The following is a 20,452-nucleotide window of genomic DNA, read 5'->3' on the forward strand; positions in this document are numbered from 1 at the left end:
TTGGCTGGGTCCAGCTCGGCGAAGTCTGGCCTGGCGAGATTTGGCCTGGCGAGGTCCGGCTCGGCGAGGTCCGGCCGCGCCCGTTCCTCTCCCGTCGAATGCTGACGCAGGGGTCCCCCTGATCGGGGACCCCTGCGTTTCAACGTACTCAGCGGGTCTGACAGTGCCGGGCGACCTACCGCAGCCCGGCCTGCTGCAGAGTGGCCGCCGTCGACGAGCCGCTGCCACCGAACTGGCGCACGGCCGCGTAGTACACGTCGGCCGTGCGGTTGCACGCCCAGTTGCCGGCGCAGATGCCGTACATGTCGGACTTGAAGCGGTTGTCGATGCGCAGCCGGTTCGCATCGGTGAAGCGCGACTGCCGCTTGAAGTTGCGGTAGCCGAAGTCGTGGCGGTGGCAGGCGGGCTGGAACTTGAAGCCAAAGGGGCTGTCCGGCGAGTACGAGCAGCCGTCGGACGACCAGTCGAGCTGGTCCGCGTAGGGCTGCTGGGCACGCAGTGTTGTGAACTGGCCGACGGTCTTCGTGAACACGTAGTCGTCGGTGACCGCGACGATGTCCACGGCCTGGGCGGGCGCGCCGGTGAAGATCAGGGCCACGGACGCGGCGACACCCACGAATGCCGAGCGCACGGTCTTCGACATGACGGGCTCCTCTGTGTGTGAGCGGGGTCTCGTTCCGTTGTAGCCGGTGATCCACAGGTGCCGGTAGACACGATCCGGTGAACGTCAGGTGACCGCACCGCGGTTCGTGCCGCCACTGCTGAACCGCCGCTCAGCTCTCGGGGTCCACATCGGACAGACTGCGTGGTGCGCACGACGAGCACCAGGCCGGGTCAGCGACCAGGCTCGTCCTCGTCCCCTCTGCGCAGGAAGTTCTCGATCTCCTGCTCGCTCGGCAGGTCACCGGCCGGATCGACGATGTTCTCGGCGATCGGCGGCAACGGCTGCTCGGCCCACGCGGGCTGGAAGTCGTCGCTGGGCAACAACCCGTGCCGCGCCGCGAACTCCTCCGCCGCGTCCCGGATGGACTCCCGCAGCGTGCCGACCACCGCGGTCTCCGCGGTGAAGGTCAGCTCGACGAGCAGCGAGCGGACGTTCTCCAACTGGTTGTCGTCACCGGCCTTGCGGGCCAGCTCCGGCCAGAACCGCTGCTCGAACAACCGCACGAAGTCCGCCGCGATGGAGTCCGTGGCCGCGCGGAGCCGGGTGAAGCTGTCCATCACGTCGTCGCTGGGCACCCTCAGCCCCGCGAGCCGCCCACCGGCCTCGAGGGCCCACCTGCGCGCGTGCGGCCAGCCGTACTTCCAGCGGACGAGACCCAGCCGCATTGCCCGGAGGAGGAGACGCGGCTGGACCTCACCCATGGGCACGAGGTGCTTGATGTCGCGCACCTTGATCCGCACCCAGTCGTCCGGCCCCTCGGTTTCACCCATGCCGAGGACCGTGGCGACGCTTTCACCCTTCTCGCGCGCGGCGATGAGCTCGGCGATCGCGGGCAGCGAGAACCCCCGCTGCTGCAACCGCTGCACCAACGTCAGCCGCTCGACGTGCGAGGCGTCGTAGTACGCCACGCGCCCCTGCCGTCTCGGCGCGTGCAGCACACCTTTCGTCTGGTACATCCGAATGGTGCTGCTGGGCAGCGCGACACGGGCGGCGAGCTCGTCGATGGTGAGCGATTCGGGCACGGTTACGAGCTTGGTGGGCCCGCGTTAGTCGAGTCAAGACTCTTCGAGTGAATACTCGAAGGGTTACAGCTCCAGGAGCATCCGGCTGTTGCCCAACGTGTTCGGCTTCACATAGCTCAGGTCGAGGAACTCGGCGACACCCTCGTCCACCGACCGCATGATCTCCTCGTAGACCTCCGGGCTCACCGGCGTGCCCTCGATCTCCACGAACCCGTGCTTGCTGAAAAACCGCGTCTCGAACGTGAGCACGAAGATCCGCGCGAGCTGCAGCTCCTTCGCGGTGGCGATGAGCTGGGCGACGATCCGGTGCCCGACCCCGCGGCCCAGCGCGACGGGGGACACGGCGACGGAGCGGATCTCGGCCAGGTCCTCCCACATCACGTGCAGGGCGCCGCACCCGAGCAGCTCGCCGTCCTCCTCGGCGACCCAGAACTCCTGGACCGCCTCGTACAGCGTGACCAGGGGTTTGGAGAGCAGGACCTTGCCGGCATACCCGTCGATCAACGCCTTCATGGCGCGCACGTCGCTGGTGCGGGCGCGCCGCACGACTACCCCACTGGTCACAACCGTCAAGTATGGGCCGCGCCCTCGTCGGGGTTCTCGACCGGTTCGGGATCGGGAGGCGGTAGCTCCCCAGGAGAGGGCTCGGGCGCGTTGAGGAGCAGGCGGAGCATCTCCACGGAGTGCCTGCGCTGGTTCTCGGACCGGCTGTGCAGGGCGTGGTTGACCACTTTCTCCTCCAGGTCGGCGCGACGCCGGACAGCGGCCGATCGCACCCATTCGCGGAACGTCCGCGCCAACTCCACCCAGACAGGTCGGCTGACCAGCGCGAACACCAGCAGCAGCGCGGGCACCGCATACCCCGACCTCAACGCCTCGACGAGCACGTGCCGAAGAGTGCACTCACGGAAGTAGCGAGAAGTGGACAGATTGTGGATACGTCGCCTCGCGCACTCCGGGCCCGGACGTCCCGGCAGCGCGATTCAAGCGTCGGCACCCGGGGCGGTTACGCTGAGCGCCGTGTCTTCTCCCACCACTCCGCGACGCGTGTCGCTGCTGACCCTGGGCTGCGCCCGCAACGAGGTCGACTCCGAAGAGCTCGCCGGACGGCTCGGCGAGGGCGGCTGGGAGCTGGTGGACGAGGGCGCGGACGTCGTCGTCGTCAACACGTGCGGCTTCGTCGAGCAGGCCAAGAAGGACTCGGTCGACACGTTGCTCGCCGCGTCCGACACCGGCGCCAAGGTCGTCGCGGTCGGGTGCATGGCCGAGCGGTACGGCAAGGAGCTCGCGGACAGCCTCCCCGAGGCGGCCGCGGTCCTGGGGTTCGACCAGTACAACGACCTGGCCGAGCGGCTGCAGGACGTGCTGCACGGCAAGCCGGTCGAGTCGCACGTGCCGGTGGACCGGCGCACGCTGCTGCCGATCACGCCGGTCAAGCGCCAGGAGGCCAAGGACGCGGTGCAGGTGCCCGGCCACGGCTGGGGGCCGACGAAGGTCCAGCGCAAGCGGCTCGACGACGCGCCCGTGGCGCCGTTGAAGATCGCATCCGGGTGTGACCGGCGGTGCAGCTTCTGCGCCATCCCGAGCTTCCGCGGCGCGTTCGTGTCGCGGCACCCCGACGAGGTCGTGTCCGAGGCCATGTGGCTCGCCGAGAACGGCGTCAAGGAGCTCTTCCTCGTCAGCGAGAACTCCACGAGCTACGGCAAGGACCTGCCGCGGGAGCAGGGTGCGCTCGAACAGCTCCTGCCGCGTCTCGCGGGCATCCCGGGCGTCGAGCGGGTGCGGGTGAGCTACCTGCAGCCGGCCGAGACCAAGCCGAGCCTGGTGGCCGCCATCGCGAAGACCGACAAGGTCGCGAACTACTTCGACATGTCGTTCCAGCACTCCAGCGAGAACGTGCTGCGGCGCATGCGCCGGTTCGGCGACACCGACAGCTTCCTCAAGCTCGTGTGGCAGATCCGCGAGCACGCGCCCGAGGCGGGCATCCGCAGCAACTTCATCGTCGGCTTCCCCGGTGAGACCGAGGAGGACCTGGCCGAGCTGGAGCGGTTCCTCACCGAGGCGCGCCTGGACGCGGTCGGCATCTTCGGCTACTCCGACGAGGACGGCACCGAGGCCGAGGACCTCGACGGCAAGCTCGACGCCGACACCATCGCCGAGCGGGTCACCCGGATCGGCAACCTCGTCGAGGAGCTCACCAGCCAGCGCGCCGAGGACCGGGTGGGCACCGAGGTCGTCGTGCTCATCGAGCACGAGGAGGACGAGGAGAGCGACTGCGTCGGGCGCGCCGAGCACCAGGCGCCCGAGGTCGACGGCGAGTGCATCGTGCTCGAAGCCGAGGACCTCAAGCGCGGTGACCTCGTCCGCTGCCGGGTCGTCGACTCCGAGGGCGTCGACCTCGTGGTCGAGCCGATCGGGGTAGTGGGCACATGACCGAGGCCCGGAAGGTCCCGCTGCTCAACGTCGCGAACATCCTGACGATGGCGCGGCTGGTCCTCGTTCCGGTCTTCCTGTTCTCCCTGTTCGAAGCTGGCGGTTTCGACACGACCTGGCGGCTGATCGCGTTCGGCGTGTTCGCCGTCGCGAGCTTCACCGACCACATCGACGGCACGCTCGCCCGCAAGCACGGCCTGATCACCGACTTCGGCAAGATCGCCGACCCGATCGCGGACAAGGCGCTCACCGGGTCCGCGCTGGTCGGGCTGAGCATCCTCGACGTGCTGCCGTGGTGGATCACGATCACCATCGCCGTGCGCGAGGTCGGCATCACGCTGCTGCGGTTCTGGGTGATCCGCTACGGCGTCATCCCGGCCAGCCGCGGCGGCAAGGCCAAGACGCTCGCGCAGGTCATCGCGATCGGGTTGTTCGTGCTGCCGGGGAACGACGTGCTGGAGCTGGTCGCGTGGGCGATCATGGCACTGGCGCTGGTGCTCACCGTGGTGACGGGAATCGATTACGTCATCAGGGCGTTCAAGATGAAAGCAAGGGCAGATCGGGCCGTCGCATGACGAACGTGGTCGATCTGCTCAAGGCGAGGAACCAGACCGTCGCCACGGCCGAGTCGCTCACCGCGGGTCTGCTGTGCGCGACGATCGTCGACACACCGGGGGCGAGTGCCGTGGTCCGCGGTGGGTTGATCGTCTACGCCACCGAGCTCAAGCACGAGCTCGCAGGCGTGGACCAGCAGCTGCTCGACGAGCACGGTGCCGTGCACCCCGAGGTGGCCCTCCAGCTGGCCGGCGGTGCCCGGACCAGGTGCGGGGCGGACTGGGGGATCGGGCTCACCGGGGTCGCCGGACCGGACCCGCAGGACGGCGTCGCTCCAGGCACGGTCCACATCGGCTTGAGCGGGCCTGGAGTGTCCACGGTGCGGACCATCACCGTGAGTGGCGACCGAAAAGCGGTCCGTCTCACAGCGGTGGAAAAAGCCCTGGTCCTGCTCTCGGACGAGCTGCTGGGCACCGCGGACGGGAACAAATGACGACCAACCGTTCGTTCGCCCTGGGCGGACGTGTTCGGAAGTCACTGCCCGTTGTCGGTGTCGATCGGTAACGTAGGGACACGGCCGGCCGGAAGGAGGCGCGCGATGACCGTGCTGCTGCGCGAAGCGATCGGTGATCGGCTTCGCCATGCCCGCACCAACCAACGCCGCACGCTGCGCGAGGTCTCTCGGACCGCCCGCGTGAGCCTGGGGTACCTGTCCGAGGTGGAGCGCGGCCGCAAAGAGGCGTCCAGCGAGCTCCTCGCGGCCATCTGCGAGGCACTGGAACTGCCGCTGTCCGAGCTCCTGCACCACGTCGCCTCCGACATCGGCGCCGTCCAGCAGACGCCGGACACGGTGCCGGACACCGTTCAGAGCGGTCGTGCGGACCACGGGCGCGGCAAGCTGGAGGGTGGCCGCGTGCTGCCCACGACGCTCTCGGACGACCTGTCCGACCTGCGGTTGCAGCCGATGCTCAGCCACCGGCTCACCAGCAAGATCGGCGAGCCGCCCAAGGCAGTGGCCGCCGCATAACCACCCATGTCGTTCTCGGCCCCGTTCGCCCCCTGGTGAGCGGGGCCGCTGGCGTTCTGGTGAGCTGAGAGGGCGCTGAGAGCCGCTGTGGCCGCCGCCACGTGACTCGCTGCAACAACATCGTGCGCTCGTGCGTTCAACTGACAACGACCCCCGTCGGCTGAACGGGAGACAACGGCTTGGCCACAGCGGGTGGGGTCACCGCGTCCCAGGACGCGGGTGCGGGCAGGATTGCACGTCGTCAGGCGTGTTCTCCTCAGTCCCGGGGTGGGGTCAGGGTGTTCCCGGATATCTCCCCGTGTCGGTGGATACGCCGACGCACAATTGAGACGATGGATCCAACACCGGCACCGAGAAGGCAGGCGTAGGAGATGGCCAGTCCGTTCGTGAAGTTCTGGAAGTACCTGATGGCATCGTTCTCGTCCAAGATCGACGAGCACGCTGACCCGAAGGTGCAGATCCAGCAGGCCATCGAGGAGGCGCAGCGTCAGCACCAGGCGCTCTCTCAGCAGGCCGCGGCCGTCATCGGCAACCAGCGGCAGTTGGAGATGAAGCTCAACCGCCAGCTCGGCGACGTGGAGAAGCTGCAGGCCTCCGCGCGCCAGGCGCTCGTGCTCGCCGACGAGGCGCGCGCGAAGGGCGACGAGCAGAAGGCGCAGCAGTTCGAGAACGCGGCGCAGGGCTTCGCCACCCAGCTCGTGACCGCGGAGCAGGGCATCGAGGACCTCAAGACGCTGCACGACCAGTCGCTGCAGGCCGCCGCACAGGCCAAGCAGGCCGTCGAGCGCAACTCGATGATGTTGCAGCAGAAGCTCGCCGAGCGCACGAAGCTGCTCAGCCAGCTGGAGCAGGCGAAGATGCAGGAGCAGGTCTCCGCGTCGCTGAACCAGATGAGCGAGCTCGCCGCGCCCGGCAACGTGCCGTCGCTGGAAGAGGTCCGCGACAAGATCGAGAAGCGCTACTCCACCGCGCTCGGGTCCGCCGAGCTCGCCCAGAACTCGGTGCAGGGCCGGATGCTCGAGGTGCAGGCCTCGACCACCCAGCTCGCCGGTTCGTCGCGGCTGGAGCAGATCCGCGCGTCCATGCACGGTGGCCAGGCGAACACGCCGCAGCAGGTCACCCAGGGCAACAGCGCGGCGGCGCAGATCCAGGCCGAGATCGCGCAGCGCGTGCAGCACGAGCAGAAGACCACGCAGCAGCAGGTCCCGCCGGCTCAGAACTGAGCGGGGCAGGAGGAGTCAGCAGGTGATCATGGAGCCCTGGAGAAACCGTCCCAACAACGAGATCGTCCGCAAGGTCGTCGGCGAGTTGGGTGCGTCGCTCCAGGGCCACCCGCTGGCCGAGCAGGCGCGCTACCGCCTCCAGAGGTGGAACGACCCGGTCGCGAAGCTCGAACGCAGGCGCAAGCGCACCAACGCCGTGCTCACGTTCTGGGCGATCCTGATCACGATGCTCGGCACGCTGGCCGTCTTCGGCTTCACCGGCGTGCTGGGCACCTGGGCCGCCGTCGCCGGCACGGTCGGCGCGGCAGTGCCCGCGGTCCTCGCCGTGCGCAGCGGCTTCAAGCTGCGCGAGATCGGCGCGGCCCGGCAGCGGCTCGCGCTCAGCCCGCCGCCACCGCCCCGGCCGCCGCTGCCCGCGCACATCTCCGCGGCACGGGTGCCGATGGAGAAGCTGCACAGCGCCGAGGACACGATGACCGAGCTGCTGAAGCAGCTCGACTCGCCGGCGCTCACCTCGTTGCCGACGGAGTCGATCCAGCACGCCCGGCAGACCGCCCAGGAGGCGTCGGCCGCCATCCGTTCGGTGTCCGCGCAGCTCCAAGCCGTCGAACGGGCCCGCGACACCGCGCCGCACCTGGAGCGCGGCTCGCTCGTCGAGGGTGTGCGGGTGCTGCGGATCCAGCTGGCCGACGGCGTGGACCGCTACTGTGCGCTGGTGGCCGCGGCGGGCCAGGCGCTCGCGGCGAGCACCGCGTTCCAGGACCCGCGCATGGTGCTGGACGACGCCACCGACCACATGGCCGGTCTCGCGTCCGCAATGCGGGACGTGACAGGCTATTCAGCGTATTAATCGTCACCCTGGGTAATCACGTGCGTCTATCGGCGTGGATTGCTGGAGATATTTACGGCAATCGTGTGATTATCAGACCGTTATCTAGCCGTGGCCACTACCAGGCGTGGCAGGATTCCGGGGCCGGGCAGCGGGAAGTCCGGGTGGGTTGCCGGGAGGCAGTGCGTTGGCGTTGTGGACCGTGCACGGGGACGGTCGGGTCACCGACGGTGAGGCCGTCGCACCGCAGGAGCGGGCGAGCTGGCCGCTCACCATCGGGTTCGGCGTGCAGCACTTGGTCGCCATGTTCGGCGCGACGGTGCTGGTCCCCACCGCGACCGGCCTGCCGGTCGCCACGACGCTGCTGTTCTCCGGCCTCGGCACGCTGCTGTTCCTGCTGATCACCAAGAACCGGGTCCCCAGCTACCTCGGCTCGTCCTTCGCGTTCGTCGCGCCGCTGGTGGCCGCCCGTGAACAGGGCATCGCCGCGCAGCTCGGCGGGGTGGTCGCCGCCGGTCTGCTCGTGATCGTCGTCGGCATCGCCGTGAAGGCGCTCGGCGTGCGGCTGCTGGAGTCGGTCATGCCGCCGGTCGTCACCGGTGCCGTCGTGGTCATCATCGGCCTGAACCTCTCGCACCAGGCCACCTCGCACTTCGCGGAGCAGCCGGCGCTGGCCGCGATCACGACCGGCGTGGTCCTGCTGGCCGGTGTCCTCGGCCGCGGGCTGCTGGTCCGGTTCTCGGTGCTGGTCGGGTTCGTCGGCGTCTGGGCCGGCGGGGTGCTGGCCGGTGCCGTGCCGCCGGCGCGGTTCACGGCGTTGCGCGAGGCGTCCTGGGTGGGGCTGCCGCAGCTGCACCAGCCGGAGCTGCGCCCGTCCGTCGTGCTGCTGATGCTGCCGGTGGTGATCGTCCTGGTCGCGGAGGTCGTCGGCCACGTCAAGGCGGTGGCCGCGCTGACCGGCCGCAACCTCGACGGCAGCGCGGGCGACGCGATCATCGCCAACGGCCTGTCCACGGCGCTCTCGGGCCTGGGCGGGGGCGTGGGCACGACGACGTACTCCGAGAACATCGGCGTCATGGCCGTGACCCGGATCTACACCACGGCGGCGTTCGCGGTCGCCGGGGTGCTCTCCGTGCTGCTCGCGTTCTCCCCGAAGGCCATCGCGCTGTTCGGCACCATGCCGCCCGGTGTGCTGGGCGGGTGCACGCTGGTGCTCTACGGCCTGATCGTGCTCATCGGCGTGCGGATCTGGATGGACCGCGGCGTCGACCTCACCAACCCGGTCAACGCCATGGTCGGCGGGGCGGCGCTGGTCGCCGGCGTCGGCGACCTGACCATCGAGATCGGCTCGCTGAAGATGGGCGGCCTGGTGTGGGGGTCGCTGCTGGTCGTGATCCTGCACCCGGTGATGCGCTGGCTACGCGCCGCCCGGCACCCCGCGTAGCGCCTCGTTGATCCGGCTCACCAGGCCGGGACCCTCGTAGATGAACCCGGTGTAGAGCTGCACCAGGCTCGCGCCCGCGTCGATCATGCGCAGGGCGTCGTCGGGCGTCGCGATGCCGCCGACGCCGATCACCGGCAGGTCGCTGTTCTTCGTGATGAACCGGACGACGTCGTTCGCCCGCTGGGTGAGCGGCCTGCCGCTCAGACCGCCCGTCTCGTCCCTGTGGGGGCTCCTGAGGCCCTCGCGGCCGAGGGTGGTGTTCGTGGCGATGAGGCCCTTGATGCCGTGGTCCACGCACACCTGGATGACCTCGGCGATGGCGTCGTCGGTGAGGTCGGGCGCGATCTTGACGAGCATCGGCTTCTCGGTGGCCCGCGTCATCGCCGCGACGAGCTCGGTGAGCGCGCCCTTGTCCTGCAGGCTGCGCAGGCCGGGGGTGTTGGGCGAGCTGACGTTGATCGCGTAGTAGTCACCGTGGTCCTGAAGGGCGCTCAGCGAGTTCAGGTAGTCCTCGACGGCGTGTTCGACCGGGGTGACCTTCGACTTGCCCAGGCTGATGCCCAGCGGCGCCCTGAGGGTGGTCTTGTCGAGCTTCTGCGCGAGCGCGCGCGCTCCGGCGTTGTTGAAGCCCATCCGGTTGATGATCGCCTCGTCCTCGCGCAGGCGGAACAGCCGCGGCTTGGGGTTGCCCGGCTGCGGGTGCCACGTGACCGTGCCGACCTCCACGAACCCGAAGCCCAGCGTGGCCCACGCCGGCAGCGCCCTGCCGTCCTTGTCGAGACCGGCGGCGAGCCCGACCGGGTTGGGGAACCGGACGCCGAACACGGTGCGCGGGTTGTTCTGGCCCCGCGCGAACCTGGCCAGCGGGCTGAGCCGGGCCATGGCGGCGAGCGTGGTCTCGTGGACCCGCTCCGCGTCGCCACCGTGCATCGAGAACAACGCCTTGCGAACCACCTGCTTGTAGACCACGCGCCCACCCTATAACGCCAGTTCAGAACGGGCGCACCGGCTCTCGTCCGCCAGCGCCGGTCAGGACGGCCTGGGCACCTTCACCGTCGCCTGCTCGTCGAGCGGCACGGCCGGCCTGGCCAGGAACCGCACCGGCAGCGACCGCAGCCCCCGGCTGCCCAGCGACACCCGCCAGCCCAGCGGTCGTGCGGTGTCCAGGGCGAGCCCCGTGCAGCGGCCCAGCAGCGCGCGGAACGCCACGTCGCCCTCCAGCCGGGCCATCGGCGCGCCGAGGCAGAAGTGCATGCCGTGCCCGAACGCCAGGTGCTGCCGGTCCGCCCGCTCGATGTTGAGCTGGTCGGCCCGCGGGTAGCGGGTGGTGTCGCGGTCGGCGGAGGCCAGCGACAGCAGCACCACGTCACCGGCGGGGATTCGCACGCCGCCGATCGTCAGGTCCCCGCTCGCGAACCGCAGCAGGTGCGAGGCAGGGCCGTCGAACCGCAGGAACTCCTCGATCGCGCCCGGCAGCAGCGACGACGAGCGTTGCAGCAGCTCCAGCTGTTCCGGGTGGCGCAGCAACGCCAGCGCGCCGTTGCCGACGAGGTCGACCGCGGTCGTGTACCCCGCTACGAGCAGCAGGAACGCCAGCGAGGCGAGCTCGCGGTCGGACAGCGCGGCCTCGCCGCTCGCACGGGCCAGCCCGCCGATCAGGTCGTCGTCGCCGGAGGTCCGCTTGTGCGCCACCAGGTCGAGCAGGTAGCCCGAGGCCTCCTCGCGGGCGGAGGCGGCGTCACCGTCGGCGAGCCCGGTGACCACGTCCGCCCAGTACCGGAAGTTCTCCTGGTCCACCGCGGGCACGCCGAGCAGTTCCACCAGCAGCGTGATCGGCAGCGGCGCCGCGAAGTCCGCGACCAGGTCGCAGCGCCCGGCGTCGAGGAACCCCTCGACCAGCGTCGTCGCGAGCTGCTCGGCACGCGGGCGCAGCGCGGCGATGCGGCGCGGGGTCAGCTCGCTCGACACCGCGCGGCGCAGGCGGGTGTGGTCGGGGGCGTCGCTGTTCATCATGTGGTCCGACAGGTCGCCGAACCACCACGACGCGAAGTGCGGGTGCCCGCGCAGGGGCTCGGCGAGCGCGGAGCCGTGCGAGGACAGCAGCGGGTGGTCCAGTGCGGCCCGCACGTCGGGGTAGCGGGTCACGAGCCACATCGGCGCGCCGAAGTTCTCGACCCGGTGCACGGGACCCGCTTCGCGCAGGCTCGTCAGCACCGGGTACGGGTCGTCGGTGAAGCCCGGGCGCAGCGCATCCAGATTTACCGCCATGTCGAAGGACACGGCCGGACGAGCCCTTCGGTTCAACCGGACTGGCATTTTGGGCAGAAGTAGACGAACCTGCCGTCGAGCTCGCCCGATCGGACCCTGGTGCGGCACCGCAGGCACGGTCTGCCGGTGCGTTCGAAGACGTAGTGCTGCACGCGCAGGTCGCCCGTCGTGGACTGCTCCGGCCGCCACTGGTTGGCCTGCAACAGCTTCCGCGACAGCGCGACCGCTCGGGCCGGGTCCACCGCGGACACCGGCGCCGTCGGGAGGACGCGCAGCAGGAAGCAGACCTCCGCGCGGTAGAGGTTGCCGACACCGGCCATCACGCGCTGGTCCAGCAACGCGATGCCGATGGCCCGGTCGGGGTCCGCGGTCAACCGCCGCACCGCCTCGGCGGCGTCGAAGCCGGGGTTGAGCAGATCGGGCCCGAGGTGGGAGATGAGCTCGTCCTCGCGTGCCGTCGGCAGGAGCTCCATGTCGTGCAACGCGAACCCGATGGCCTGCCGGTCGTCGACCTCCAGCACCGCCCGCGCCTGGTGCCCCGGCCGCTTCCAGCGCTCGCCCGGCCGGTACAGGTGCCACGCGCCGTCCATGCGGAAGTGGCTGCGCAGGCTGTTGCCGTCGGAGAACCGGGTGAACATGTGCTTGCCGTACGTGCGCACACCGAGCACGTCGAGCCCGGCCAGGTCCACCGCGGCCAGCCTCGGGTGCCGCAGCTCGCCGCGCACCAGCGTCTTCCCGGCGAGCGCATCGTTCATCCGATGGCCGGCCAGGAAGACGGTGTCGCCTTCAGGCATCCACCGCCTCTTGGATCTCGTCGTCGTCGAAGTCGTGGTGCACCGCGCGGCGGCGGCTGCGGGAGATGCGCTGGATCCGGGCCAGCAGCAGGTTGAACGCCAGCGCCACCTCACGTGCGCCCGGAGTACCCCACTCGTGGATCGGCATGCACGCGCCCTGCGCCTGCTGCACCGCGAGCCGGTCCGGCAGCGCCACCGGCATCACCAGCGGGCCGAAGATGTCGCGCAGCTCGTCGATGCGGAACTGGTGCTCGTGCGAGCGCGGCCGCACCCGGTTCACCACCACGCCCAGCGGCTGCAGGTCGGTGTTGTTCTTCTCACGTTCGTTCTGCACCGCCTCGAACGCGCGCTGCACGCCCGCCACGGCGAACATGGTGGGCTCGGTCACCAGCAGTGCGCGATCGGCCGCGACCAGCGCGGAGCGGGTCAGCTGGCCCAGTGAGGGCGGGCAGTCGAGCAGCACGAGCTGGTAGGGGAACTCGTCGTACATGTCGCGCAACGTGCGCAGCGCGGTCTTGAGCCGGTGCAGGCGCGACTCGTTGGGGTCGGGGTGGTTGAGCAGCTCGGCGTCCTCCGACCCGGACAGGACGTCGATGCCGTCACCCCACCTGCTGGGGCGGATCGCCTGTTCCAGGTTCTCCTCCGACGGGTCCTTCAGGACGTCGTAGATGCTGGCCTTCGGATCCTCGGGCTCCAGCGTCGACGTGGCGTTGCACTGCGGATCGAGGTCGATCACCAGAGTGCGGACACCACGGCGGAGGGCGGCAGAGGCCAGGCCGAGCACCACCGTCGTCTTGCCGACGCCTCCCTTGAGGCTGAGCACGGACACCGTATGCACAGACCTACTCTAGGGTCTCCTACGCTGTGTGCCATGCGACCGGACGCCGTACACAGGGTGCTCGACGCCGAACTGACCGCCGCGCGGGAGCGCAGGGGCGGCGAACCGCCCCGCGTCCTCGACGTCGGCGGCGGCAGCGGCGTGTGGGCCGTGCCCCTCGCCGCCGCGGGCTGTGCCGTCACGGTCGTGGAGCCCTCGCCGAACGCACTGGCCACCCTGCACACCCGTGCGCGCGAGGCCGGCGTGAAGATCAACGCGGTGCAGGGCGACACCGACGCGCTGGGCGTTCCCGCCGGTGAGGCCGACGTGGTGCTCGCGCACGGGGTGCTGGAGGTCGTGGACGACGCGTCCGCCGCGCTCACGGCGCTGGCCGCCGCGGTGACGCCGGGCGGCGCGGTGTCGGTGCTGGTGGCGAACCGGTTCGCGGCGATCCTGCACCGCGCGATCGCCGGGCGGATCGTCGACGCGCGCCGGTTGCTGGACGACGACGCCGGTCAGCTGGCGGGCACGCGCGACCCGCTGCAGCGCCGGTTCGACGTGGCGGGCCTCGAGAAGCTCGTCCTCGAAGCCGGGTTGTCGGTCGAGTTGCTGCAGGGCCACGGCGTGGTGTCCGACCTGGTGCCCGGCGTCGTGCTGGATGCGAATCCGGGTGCGGCCGACGCACTGGCGGAGCTCGAGCTGGCCGCCGCGCGGCGGTCTCCCCTGCGAGACGTGGCGGCCCGGCTGCACGTGCTCGCCCGCCGCACGCACTGAGCCTTTGCTTTCGGGACGAATGCAGTCCCGGGGAGTGGCCCCAAACGACTCCGCGGCGAAAGATAGTAGTCTTCGCCAGTCGACGTAGGGACCCGCGCCATGGAGAGTTCCGACCTGCTGGCCTCGTTGGTCAACGAGGCCGTCGCGGGTGACCGGCCTGCCGTCGAGCGGCTGCTGGCCTCCGTCCGCCCGCTCGTGACCCGGTACTGCCGGGCGCGCGTCGGGCACGGCGAACGGGCGCAGACGTCGGCCGACGACGTGGCCCAGGAGGTCTGCCTGGCCGTGCTGACGGCGCTGCCGACCTACCGCGAGCAGGGCCGGCCGTTCCTGGCGTTCGTCTACGGCATCGCCGCCCACAAGGTCGCGGACGCCCACCGCGCCGCCGCTCGCAACCGCGCGGAGCCGGTCGCCGAGGTCCCGGACGGGCCGTCCACCGTGCCCGGCCCTGAGCAGCACGCGCTGCTCGGGTCGCTGTCGGTGCGGCTGGGCCGGCTGCTGGCGGCGCTGCCGGACAAGCAGCGCGAGATCCTGGTGCTGCGCGTGGTCGTGGGCCTGTCGGCCGAGGAGACGGCGGAGGCGGTCGGGTCGACGCCGGGTGCGGTGCGGGTGGCGCAGCACCGCGCGCTCGCGAAGCTGCGGTCGTCGGTGGGGGTCGAGGAGCTCATCTGACCGGGCGCTGCTCCTCTGCTGATCGCGGGGACGTGCTCATCGCGTTACGCGAGAGCCGTGGCGGACCGTCGTGGGCAAGGCACGGCATCGGGTGATTGCTCGTGACGAACTCACTGGAACGGCGGAACCGGAAGGTTCCGGTTGCCTTCAGTCGTTCCTCTCCGCGTTCCACGAGTCGTTGTTCATTGCTCCAAACGAGTGACGTTCAGAAGTTGCCCCTACTTTCCGCATAAGGAGTGACGATCCGCACGTCTCCTCTGCGGGACGAGGACGAGGGGACGCTCGGATGGAAAGTTCGGCATTACCCGCTGAGGTGGTCAGTGCAGCGGTGAACGGGGATCGCAGGGCCACTGACCTGCTGCTTCGCTACTTGCGACCGCTGGTGGTCAAGTACTGCCGCGCGCGCGTGGGCCGCTCGGCCACGACGGCGGACGACGTCGCGCAGGACGTGTGCCTGGCCGTGCTGACAGCGCTGCCGAACTACCGTGACCAAGGTCGCCCCTTCCTGGCCTTCGTCTACGGCATCGCGGCGCACAAGGTGGCCGACGCCCACCGCGCGCTCGCCCGCAACCGGGCGGAGCCCACGGCGGAGGTGCCGGACCAGGTCTCGCGCGGCGCCGGTCCCGAGGACTTCGCCCTCCAGGGCGAGCTGAACGGCGCGCTGGCGAAGCTGCTGCGCGTGCTGCCCGAGAAGCAACGCGAGATCCTCCTGCTGCGCGTGGTCGTGGGTCTGTCGGCCGAGGAGACGGCCGACGCGGTCGGGTCGACCCCCGGCGCCGTGCGCGTGGCGCAGCACCGTGCCCTGGGCCGGCTGCGCAGGGAGGTCGCCGAGGCCAGCGTCCTGATCTGATGGGGAGGCAGGAGACAGCCGACGAGCACGTCGCCGGCGCACTGGCCGGCGACCGCGGCGCCGTGGCGAAGCTGCTGGAGGCGATCCGCCCGATGATCGTCCGCTACTGCCGGTCCCGCGTCCGGGGCACCACGTCGGCCGACGACGTCGCCCAGGAGGTGTGCCTGGCCGTCCTGACCTCGCTGCCCTCGTACCGCGACCAGGGCCGCCCGTTCCTGGCGTTCGTCTACGGCATCGCCTCCCACAAGGTGGCCGACGCCCACCGCGCCGCCGCGCGCAACCGTTCCGAACCGACCTCCGACCTGCCCGAGTCGGCCGACCGGGCGGCGGGACCGGAGCAGCGTGCGGTGGACGGCGACCTGTCCCGGCGGATGGCGCGGCTGCTGGAGGTGCTGCCGGACAAGCAGCGCGAGATCGTGCGGCTGCGCGTCGTCGTGGGCCTGTCGGCCGAGGAGACGGCGGAGGCGGTCGGCTCGACGCCCGGTGCCGTGCGGGTGGCGCAGCACCGCGCCCTGGCCCGGCTGCGCAAGGAGGTCGGCTCGCTCGGCGAGTGACCGGTATTTGCTTTCGGAACTAGTTGGGCCGATCGCGGGGGGTGCGTGCGGCCGAACGACATCTCCATTGGCAAAGGCACCAACCCGCCGCCGACGTAGGGACCCGAGTGCATGGGGCGAACCCCGGATGCAGCCGATGAGCGCGGACCGGGCAGACCGCTGCTCTCCGTGGCGGACGTCGTGCACCACTTCAGCTCCGCCGAGGCCGACCAGCTGCACATGGACCGCGTGTTCGTCCAGCACTTCCGCGAGACCGGGTGCGCCGACCCGCTGTGGTCGGCCTTCCTCGGCAAGGTCGTCGGGTACGGCTTCGAGATCGTCAGGAACCTCGTGAAGTCCGGGGCCATGTTCGCGCGGGTCGACCGGCGCAGGTGGTCCGTGGCGCGCCAGGAGGTGTTCTTCCACGAGGCGGAGGAGCTCGCCAGCGAGGCCGTGTGGGCCGGGTTCAACCTGTTCCGCGAGGAGGGCGTGCTCGGCGGCAAGTGGTCGGAGGAGCACGGACCGCTGAAGGAGTACTTCGTGAACGCGTGCGTGCTGGCCTTCCCCAACGTCTACCGCAGGTGGCGGACCAGCAACAACGCCTGGCACGAACGGCACCTGCTGGACGCGTGGGCGCGCCTGGAGCACGTCGCGGCCGGCGGGGACCTCGAAGACGCCGTCGTGACCCGCGAGGCGGTGGACGACGTGTTCGCCGAGCTCAGCGAGGACCGGCGCACGCTGCTGTTCCTGAAGGACCAGAACTACTCGCACGCCGAGATCGCCGAGTTCATGCGGATCACCCCGCGGGCGGTCGAGGGGAAGCTGCGGCGCGCGAAAGAGGCCGCCCGCGAGGCGTCGAAGGGAAATCGGTGACCGCCATGGAGTTCTCCACCGGTCTGCACCGGACGGTTCCAGAAGCCGCCGTGGCGAACACCTCGGTCGGCGACGCCACGTCCGGACAGCTGGCGAACCGGGCGCACGGCCCGCGGTTCGACGCGCTGCTCGAACGCGCGAAGGCGGTCGGGCCGGCCGAACCGGTCGAGGCGCCCTCGGCCTCCTACCTGGCCCGGAGGCCGGACACCGCGGACACCTACGTGACCAGGGCCGCCGCCGGTGACCGGGGAGCGGCGGAGAGGCTGCTCGCCACGCTGCGGCCGTTGATCGTGCGGTACTGCCGTGCGCGGGTCGGCGGGCAGGACCGGTCGTCCACCTCGGCGGACGACGTCGCGCAGGAGGTCTGCCTGGCCGTGCTCACCGCGCTGCCGGCCTACCGGGACCAGGGGCGGCCGTTCCTCGCGTTCGTCTACGGCATCGCCGCGCACAAGGTCGCCGACGCCCACCGCGCGGCGGCGCGGCTGCGGTCGGAACCCGTGGCCGAGCTGCCGGAGACGACCGACCTCGGCGCCGGGCCCGAGCAACAGGCCCTGCAGGGCGAGCTGTCCGAACGCATGGGCGCACTCCTGCGGTTGCTGCCGGGCAAGCAGCGGGAGATCCTCGTGCTGCGCGTGGTGGTGGGGTTGTCGGCGGAGGAGACGGCGGAGGCGGTCGACTCGACGCCGGGTGCGGTCCGCGTCGCGCAGCACCGCGCCCTGAGCCGGTTGCGCAGGGAGATCGCGGCCCAGGAGGCGTTGCGCTCGGCCGCCCGTCAGTGACGCCGGCGCGTTTCGTGGCCGCGGTGCGGTCGGCGCTCGCCTCCACGACTGCCATCGGGACGAAGTCCGTTGCGGCGTACCGGATCGGGCTCGGGCTGTCGGCACAACGACCAGCGGACGCCGATGTCGTGCGGGGGTGCTCGGGGCGGTTGGCCGACCCGGTTAATGATCGTGTTTCTGGTGTGGGAGGCGTTGGACGCAGGGCTGCCGTTGCAGTTCCACGTCGGACACGGCGACTCGGACGCGGATCTGTCCAAGGGGCGACCGTTGTTGTTGACGCCGTTCCTGCGCGCAACGGCTTCACTTGGCGTGCCCGTGCTGTTGTTGCACAACTACCCGTAGCTCATCGCGTCGGAGAACGCTGCCCGCGTGTACCGGTTGTAGGATGTCGAACAAGGGTTCGAGAGGGGTTGTCATGGGTCGCAGTGCGAACCTGCCGCGCGGCCTGCGTGACCGCTTCCGTGCGCGCGACGGCGTGTGGCCTGATGACACGGGCTGCCGGATGTTGCACGTGGACATGGACGCCTTCTACGCGTCCGTCGAGATCCGCGAACGCCCCGAGCTCGCTTCCGTGCCCGTCGTCGTCGGTGGCGTCGGTGGGCGCGGTGTGGTGTGCTCGGCCAACTACCTCGCACGCGAGTTCGGCGTGCGGTCCGCGATGCCCACCGCGCACGCCCGCCGGCTCGCGCCGCACGCGGTGTACCTGCCACCGCAGTTCGACCTCTACCAGGAGGTGTCGCGCGGGGTCATGGCGATCTTCCGCGACATCACGCCGCTGGTCGAGCCGCTGTCGCTGGACGAGGCGTTCCTCGACGTCGGCGGGGCGCTGCGGCGGATGGGCACCACGCCCGGCGGGATCGGCGAGCTGGTCCGGTCGCGGGTGTTCGAGGCGTACGGCGTGACGTGCTCGGTCGGGGTGGCGCCGACGAAGTTCCTGGCGAAGCTGTCGTCCGGCATGTGCAAGCCGGACGGGATGATGGTGATCCCGGCGGACTCGGTCCTGGAGTTCCTGCACCCGCTGCCGGTCGGCGCGCTGTGGGGCGTGGGGGAGAAGACCGCCGCGCGCCTGTCGCAGCTCGGCCTGGAGACCGTCGGCGACGTCGCCGCGGTACCGCTGGCGACGTTGCGGCGCAAGATCGGCGTGGCGCTGGCGGAGCACCTCTTCGCGTTGTCGCGGGGCGTGGACGACCGCGCCGTGGTGCCGGAGTCGCGGGAGAAGTCGATCGGCGCGGAGGAGACCTTCGAGGTCGACCACCTCGACCGCGGCGTGCTCCGCCGCGAGCTGCTGCGCCTGTCCGAGCGGACGGCGAGCTCGTTGCGCGCCAAGGGTTTGCACGGTCGGACAGTGTCCATCAAGGTCAGGTTCTCGGACTTCACGACGATCACCCGCTCGCGCACGCTGCCCACGTCGACGGACGTGACGCAGGAGATCTACCGCACCGCCGTGGAGCTGCTCACCACCCAGGTGCCGCCGGGCGCGGTCCGCCTCATCGGTGTCCGGATCGAGGGACTTGACAACTCCGACTCCGCCCACCAGCTGATCTTCGACGCCCCGGAGAACGGCTGGCGCGAAGCCGACCAAGCCGCTGACCAGGCCCGTTCCCGCTTCGGCTCACTCGCCGTCCGCCCGGCCTCCCTCCTCGGCAAGGGTCCACAGAGGACCGCCGAGTTCGGGCCGAAGCCCGAGTGATCGCGACCTGTCCACAACCCGCGAGTAACCCACAGCCCCCCGTTTCCCCGTGGCACACCCCCGGTCCCCCGGTGCAACCTGGACCCCATGCGCCACCCCGTAGACCTGGAATCGCTGCACATCCTGTTCCGCCACCGCATCGCGCCGGTGGCCGCCCTGGTCCACATCGGACTGACAGGCGCCGTCATCGACCAGCGGTGCCGGCACGGCACCCCCTGGCAGCGCCTCCTGCCCGGCATCCTGTTGCTGGGCGCCGCGAAACCTACCCGTGAGCAGTGGCTGCAGGCCGCCCTGCTCTACGTCGGCGACCGCGGCATGGTCACCGGCTTCGACGCCCTGCACCTGCACGGCCTGAAGTCCGCCCCGGTCCCGTCCTCGGTCCACCTGCTGACCCCGCGCTGCTCCCGCGCAGTCAGCTTCGGCCCGTTGAACCTGATGCGCACCGACCACATCCCCACACCGGTGCTCCGCCGCGGCTTCCACACCGCCCCACTGCCCCGCGCCACGATCGACGCGGTCCGCTGCACCAAGTCCATCGCCGACACCCGAGCCATCCTCGACGAGGCCGTCCACCTGGTGGGCCTGCACGCCCTGCGCACCGAACTCGCCTTCGCCCCGCGCAAGGGCACCGCCCTGGCCCGCAAACTCCTCGGCGACTCCCCGATCCGCCAACTCGAACACGCAGTCCTGTCCCGCCCCTCACCCACGGCCCCTCGCCGCCGCTCCCTCACCCCCGCTGTTCCACCCCCGGCAGCGCTGCCCGCCGCGCCCCGCTGCCCCGACCCGGCACCCTGGCCCCGCTCGGCTCCGTCCCGCGCACCGGCCACGATCCGCCGAATCCCTTGCCACACAGCCGAAGAACCACCCCGCCAGCTGACCTGACCACCGCTCCCGCGCACCGCCCACCCGCGACGCCACTCACCCACGCGCGTCGTCGCCCACCCGTGCACGTGTCGCCTACCTGCGCCGCCGTCGCACGCGCGCCGCCTACCCGCGCCGCCCATCCACACCGCCGCCACCCGTGCGCGCCACCCGCCCGCTGAAAGGAGCCTGCGACGTCACCCTCGAACCGCGCGCCGCCGCACTCGGCATCCCGCGCATCGCCCACCGCCGCGCCCCGGACATCCGCGTGCTGTTGCCCCCGACATCCGCGCACGCCCCGGTTGCTCGCACAGCCCGCTGCCAAACCGGCCTGCTGTCGCCGTGGT

Annotated in this window: 24 protein-coding genes; 16 read left to right on the forward strand and 8 right to left on the reverse strand. The window is 70.8% G+C overall.

Annotated features, from left to right (window positions below; all coding sequences use genetic code 11):
* Positions 1 to 175: 175 nt before the first annotated feature.
* The 4 genes from ACZ7CH_RS30030 to ACZ7CH_RS30045 all read right to left on the reverse strand — a co-directional run bounded on the left by ACZ7CH_RS30030 (position 176) and on the right by ACZ7CH_RS30045 (position 2,573).
* Positions 176 to 643, reverse strand: coding sequence for a phospholipase (locus ACZ7CH_RS30030; protein ID WP_470370717.1), 468 nt, complete (start codon positions 641 to 643; stop codon positions 176 to 178).
* A gap of 191 nt (positions 644 to 834) precedes the next feature.
* Positions 835 to 1,686, reverse strand: a complete 852-nt coding sequence (locus tag ACZ7CH_RS30035; protein ID WP_360390617.1) for a MerR family transcriptional regulator — start codon at positions 1,684 to 1,686, stop codon at positions 835 to 837.
* Positions 1,687 to 1,749: 63 nt separating this feature from the next.
* Complete coding sequence (locus ACZ7CH_RS30040; RefSeq protein ID WP_470375479.1) at positions 1,750 to 2,250, reverse strand: amino-acid N-acetyltransferase; 501 nt, start codon at positions 2,248 to 2,250, stop codon at positions 1,750 to 1,752.
* Between the two features lie 5 nt (positions 2,251 to 2,255).
* Positions 2,256 to 2,573: a hypothetical protein gene (locus ACZ7CH_RS30045; RefSeq protein ID WP_470370716.1), complete on the reverse strand. Its 318-nt coding sequence runs from the start codon at positions 2,571 to 2,573 to the stop codon at positions 2,256 to 2,258.
* 133 nt (positions 2,574 to 2,706) lie between these two features.
* Between ACZ7CH_RS30045 and rimO the strand changes: the two genes are divergently transcribed.
* The 7 genes from rimO (at position 2,707) to ACZ7CH_RS30080 (ending at position 9,197) form a co-directional block, all read left to right on the forward strand.
* Positions 2,707 to 4,119 carry a 30S ribosomal protein S12 methylthiotransferase RimO gene (gene rimO / locus ACZ7CH_RS30050; RefSeq protein ID WP_360390608.1) on the forward strand — a complete coding sequence of 471 codons (1,413 nt, stop codon included), beginning with the start codon at positions 2,707 to 2,709 and terminating at the stop codon, positions 4,117 to 4,119.
* Positions 4,116 to 4,694, forward strand: a complete 579-nt coding sequence (gene pgsA, locus ACZ7CH_RS30055; protein ID WP_458430708.1) for a CDP-diacylglycerol--glycerol-3-phosphate 3-phosphatidyltransferase — start codon at positions 4,116 to 4,118, stop codon at positions 4,692 to 4,694. Before rimO ends, pgsA begins: the two co-directional genes overlap by 4 nt.
* Positions 4,691 to 5,167 carry a CinA family protein gene (locus ACZ7CH_RS30060; RefSeq protein ID WP_458430709.1) on the forward strand — a complete coding sequence of 159 codons (477 nt, stop codon included), beginning with the start codon at positions 4,691 to 4,693 and terminating at the stop codon, positions 5,165 to 5,167. Before pgsA ends, ACZ7CH_RS30060 begins: the two co-directional genes overlap by 4 nt.
* Before the next feature lie 105 nt (positions 5,168 to 5,272).
* Positions 5,273 to 5,701 carry a helix-turn-helix domain-containing protein gene (locus tag ACZ7CH_RS30065; protein WP_470370714.1) on the forward strand — a complete coding sequence of 143 codons (429 nt, stop codon included), beginning with the start codon at positions 5,273 to 5,275 and terminating at the stop codon, positions 5,699 to 5,701.
* 371 nt (positions 5,702 to 6,072) lie between these two features.
* On the forward strand, positions 6,073 to 6,924 hold the full coding sequence (locus ACZ7CH_RS30070) for a PspA/IM30 family protein (protein ID WP_360390597.1): 852 nt from the start codon (positions 6,073 to 6,075) through the stop codon (positions 6,922 to 6,924).
* A 28-nt stretch (positions 6,925 to 6,952) separates the two neighbouring features.
* Positions 6,953 to 7,774: a phage shock envelope stress response protein PspM gene (pspM, locus tag ACZ7CH_RS30075; protein ID WP_360390594.1), complete on the forward strand. Its 822-nt coding sequence runs from the start codon at positions 6,953 to 6,955 to the stop codon at positions 7,772 to 7,774.
* Between the two features lie 181 nt (positions 7,775 to 7,955).
* Entirely contained in the window at positions 7,956 to 9,197 is a 1,242-nt protein-coding gene (locus tag ACZ7CH_RS30080) for a uracil-xanthine permease family protein (protein WP_470375480.1), read from the forward strand.
* Here the strand turns inward: ACZ7CH_RS30080 and ACZ7CH_RS30085 are convergent.
* Genes ACZ7CH_RS30085 through ACZ7CH_RS30100 form a run of 4 tightly spaced genes read right to left on the reverse strand, consistent with a single transcriptional unit; the run spans position 9,171 to position 13,097 of the window.
* Positions 9,171 to 10,166, reverse strand: a complete 996-nt coding sequence (locus ACZ7CH_RS30085; protein WP_470375481.1) for a quinone-dependent dihydroorotate dehydrogenase — start codon at positions 10,164 to 10,166, stop codon at positions 9,171 to 9,173. The two genes, ACZ7CH_RS30080 and ACZ7CH_RS30085, sit on opposite strands and share 27 nt — an antisense overlap.
* A 60-nt stretch (positions 10,167 to 10,226) precedes the next feature.
* The gene (locus tag ACZ7CH_RS30090) at positions 10,227 to 11,465 is read right to left on the reverse strand and encodes a cytochrome P450 family protein (protein ID WP_470375482.1); all 1,239 of its coding nucleotides are present in this window, start codon (positions 11,463 to 11,465) and stop codon (positions 10,227 to 10,229) included.
* Between the two features lie 32 nt (positions 11,466 to 11,497).
* On the reverse strand, positions 11,498 to 12,259 hold the full coding sequence (locus ACZ7CH_RS30095) for a DNA-formamidopyrimidine glycosylase family protein (RefSeq protein WP_470375483.1): 762 nt from the start codon (positions 12,257 to 12,259) through the stop codon (positions 11,498 to 11,500).
* Complete coding sequence (locus ACZ7CH_RS30100; protein WP_360390583.1) at positions 12,252 to 13,097, reverse strand: ParA family protein; 846 nt, start codon at positions 13,095 to 13,097, stop codon at positions 12,252 to 12,254. The genes ACZ7CH_RS30095 and ACZ7CH_RS30100 overlap by 8 nt, the downstream gene beginning before the upstream one ends.
* Positions 13,098 to 13,130: 33 nt before the next feature.
* On the opposite strand from ACZ7CH_RS30100, the gene ACZ7CH_RS30105 reads away from it, so the two are divergent.
* The 9 genes from ACZ7CH_RS30105 (at position 13,131) to ACZ7CH_RS30145 (ending at position 20,126) form a co-directional block, all read left to right on the forward strand.
* Entirely contained in the window at positions 13,131 to 13,850 is a 720-nt protein-coding gene (locus ACZ7CH_RS30105) for a class I SAM-dependent methyltransferase (protein ID WP_360390581.1), read from the forward strand.
* A 99-nt stretch (positions 13,851 to 13,949) separates the two neighbouring features.
* Complete coding sequence (locus tag ACZ7CH_RS30110; RefSeq protein ID WP_458430713.1) at positions 13,950 to 14,519, forward strand: sigma-70 family RNA polymerase sigma factor; 570 nt, start codon at positions 13,950 to 13,952, stop codon at positions 14,517 to 14,519.
* A gap of 286 nt (positions 14,520 to 14,805) precedes the next feature.
* Complete coding sequence (locus ACZ7CH_RS30115; protein WP_360390576.1) at positions 14,806 to 15,369, forward strand: sigma-70 family RNA polymerase sigma factor; 564 nt, start codon at positions 14,806 to 14,808, stop codon at positions 15,367 to 15,369.
* Complete coding sequence (locus ACZ7CH_RS30120) at positions 15,369 to 15,923, forward strand: sigma-70 family RNA polymerase sigma factor (protein ID WP_458430714.1); 555 nt, start codon at positions 15,369 to 15,371, stop codon at positions 15,921 to 15,923. Before ACZ7CH_RS30115 ends, ACZ7CH_RS30120 begins: the two co-directional genes overlap by 1 nt.
* A gap of 111 nt (positions 15,924 to 16,034) precedes the next feature.
* On the forward strand, positions 16,035 to 16,775 hold the full coding sequence (locus ACZ7CH_RS30125) for an RNA polymerase sigma factor (RefSeq protein ID WP_360390571.1): 741 nt from the start codon (positions 16,035 to 16,037) through the stop codon (positions 16,773 to 16,775).
* 188 nt (positions 16,776 to 16,963) lie between these two features.
* The gene (shbA, locus tag ACZ7CH_RS30130; protein ID WP_470375502.1) at positions 16,964 to 17,554 is read left to right on the forward strand and encodes an RNA polymerase sigma factor ShbA; all 591 of its coding nucleotides are present in this window, start codon (positions 16,964 to 16,966) and stop codon (positions 17,552 to 17,554) included.
* A 165-nt stretch (positions 17,555 to 17,719) separates the two neighbouring features.
* Complete coding sequence (locus tag ACZ7CH_RS30135; protein WP_470375484.1) at positions 17,720 to 17,896, forward strand: hypothetical protein; 177 nt, start codon at positions 17,720 to 17,722, stop codon at positions 17,894 to 17,896.
* A 73-nt stretch (positions 17,897 to 17,969) separates the two neighbouring features.
* A complete protein-coding gene (locus ACZ7CH_RS30140; RefSeq protein ID WP_470370709.1) occupies positions 17,970 to 19,244 on the forward strand; it encodes a DNA polymerase IV in 1,275 nt (424 codons plus the stop codon).
* 87 nt (positions 19,245 to 19,331) lie between these two features.
* Positions 19,332 to 20,126, forward strand: a complete 795-nt coding sequence (locus ACZ7CH_RS30145) for a hypothetical protein (protein ID WP_470375485.1) — start codon at positions 19,332 to 19,334, stop codon at positions 20,124 to 20,126.
* The last annotated feature ends 326 nt before the right edge of the window (positions 20,127 to 20,452 follow it).

This window comes from Lentzea sp. NPDC037011, from assembly GCF_055607425.1.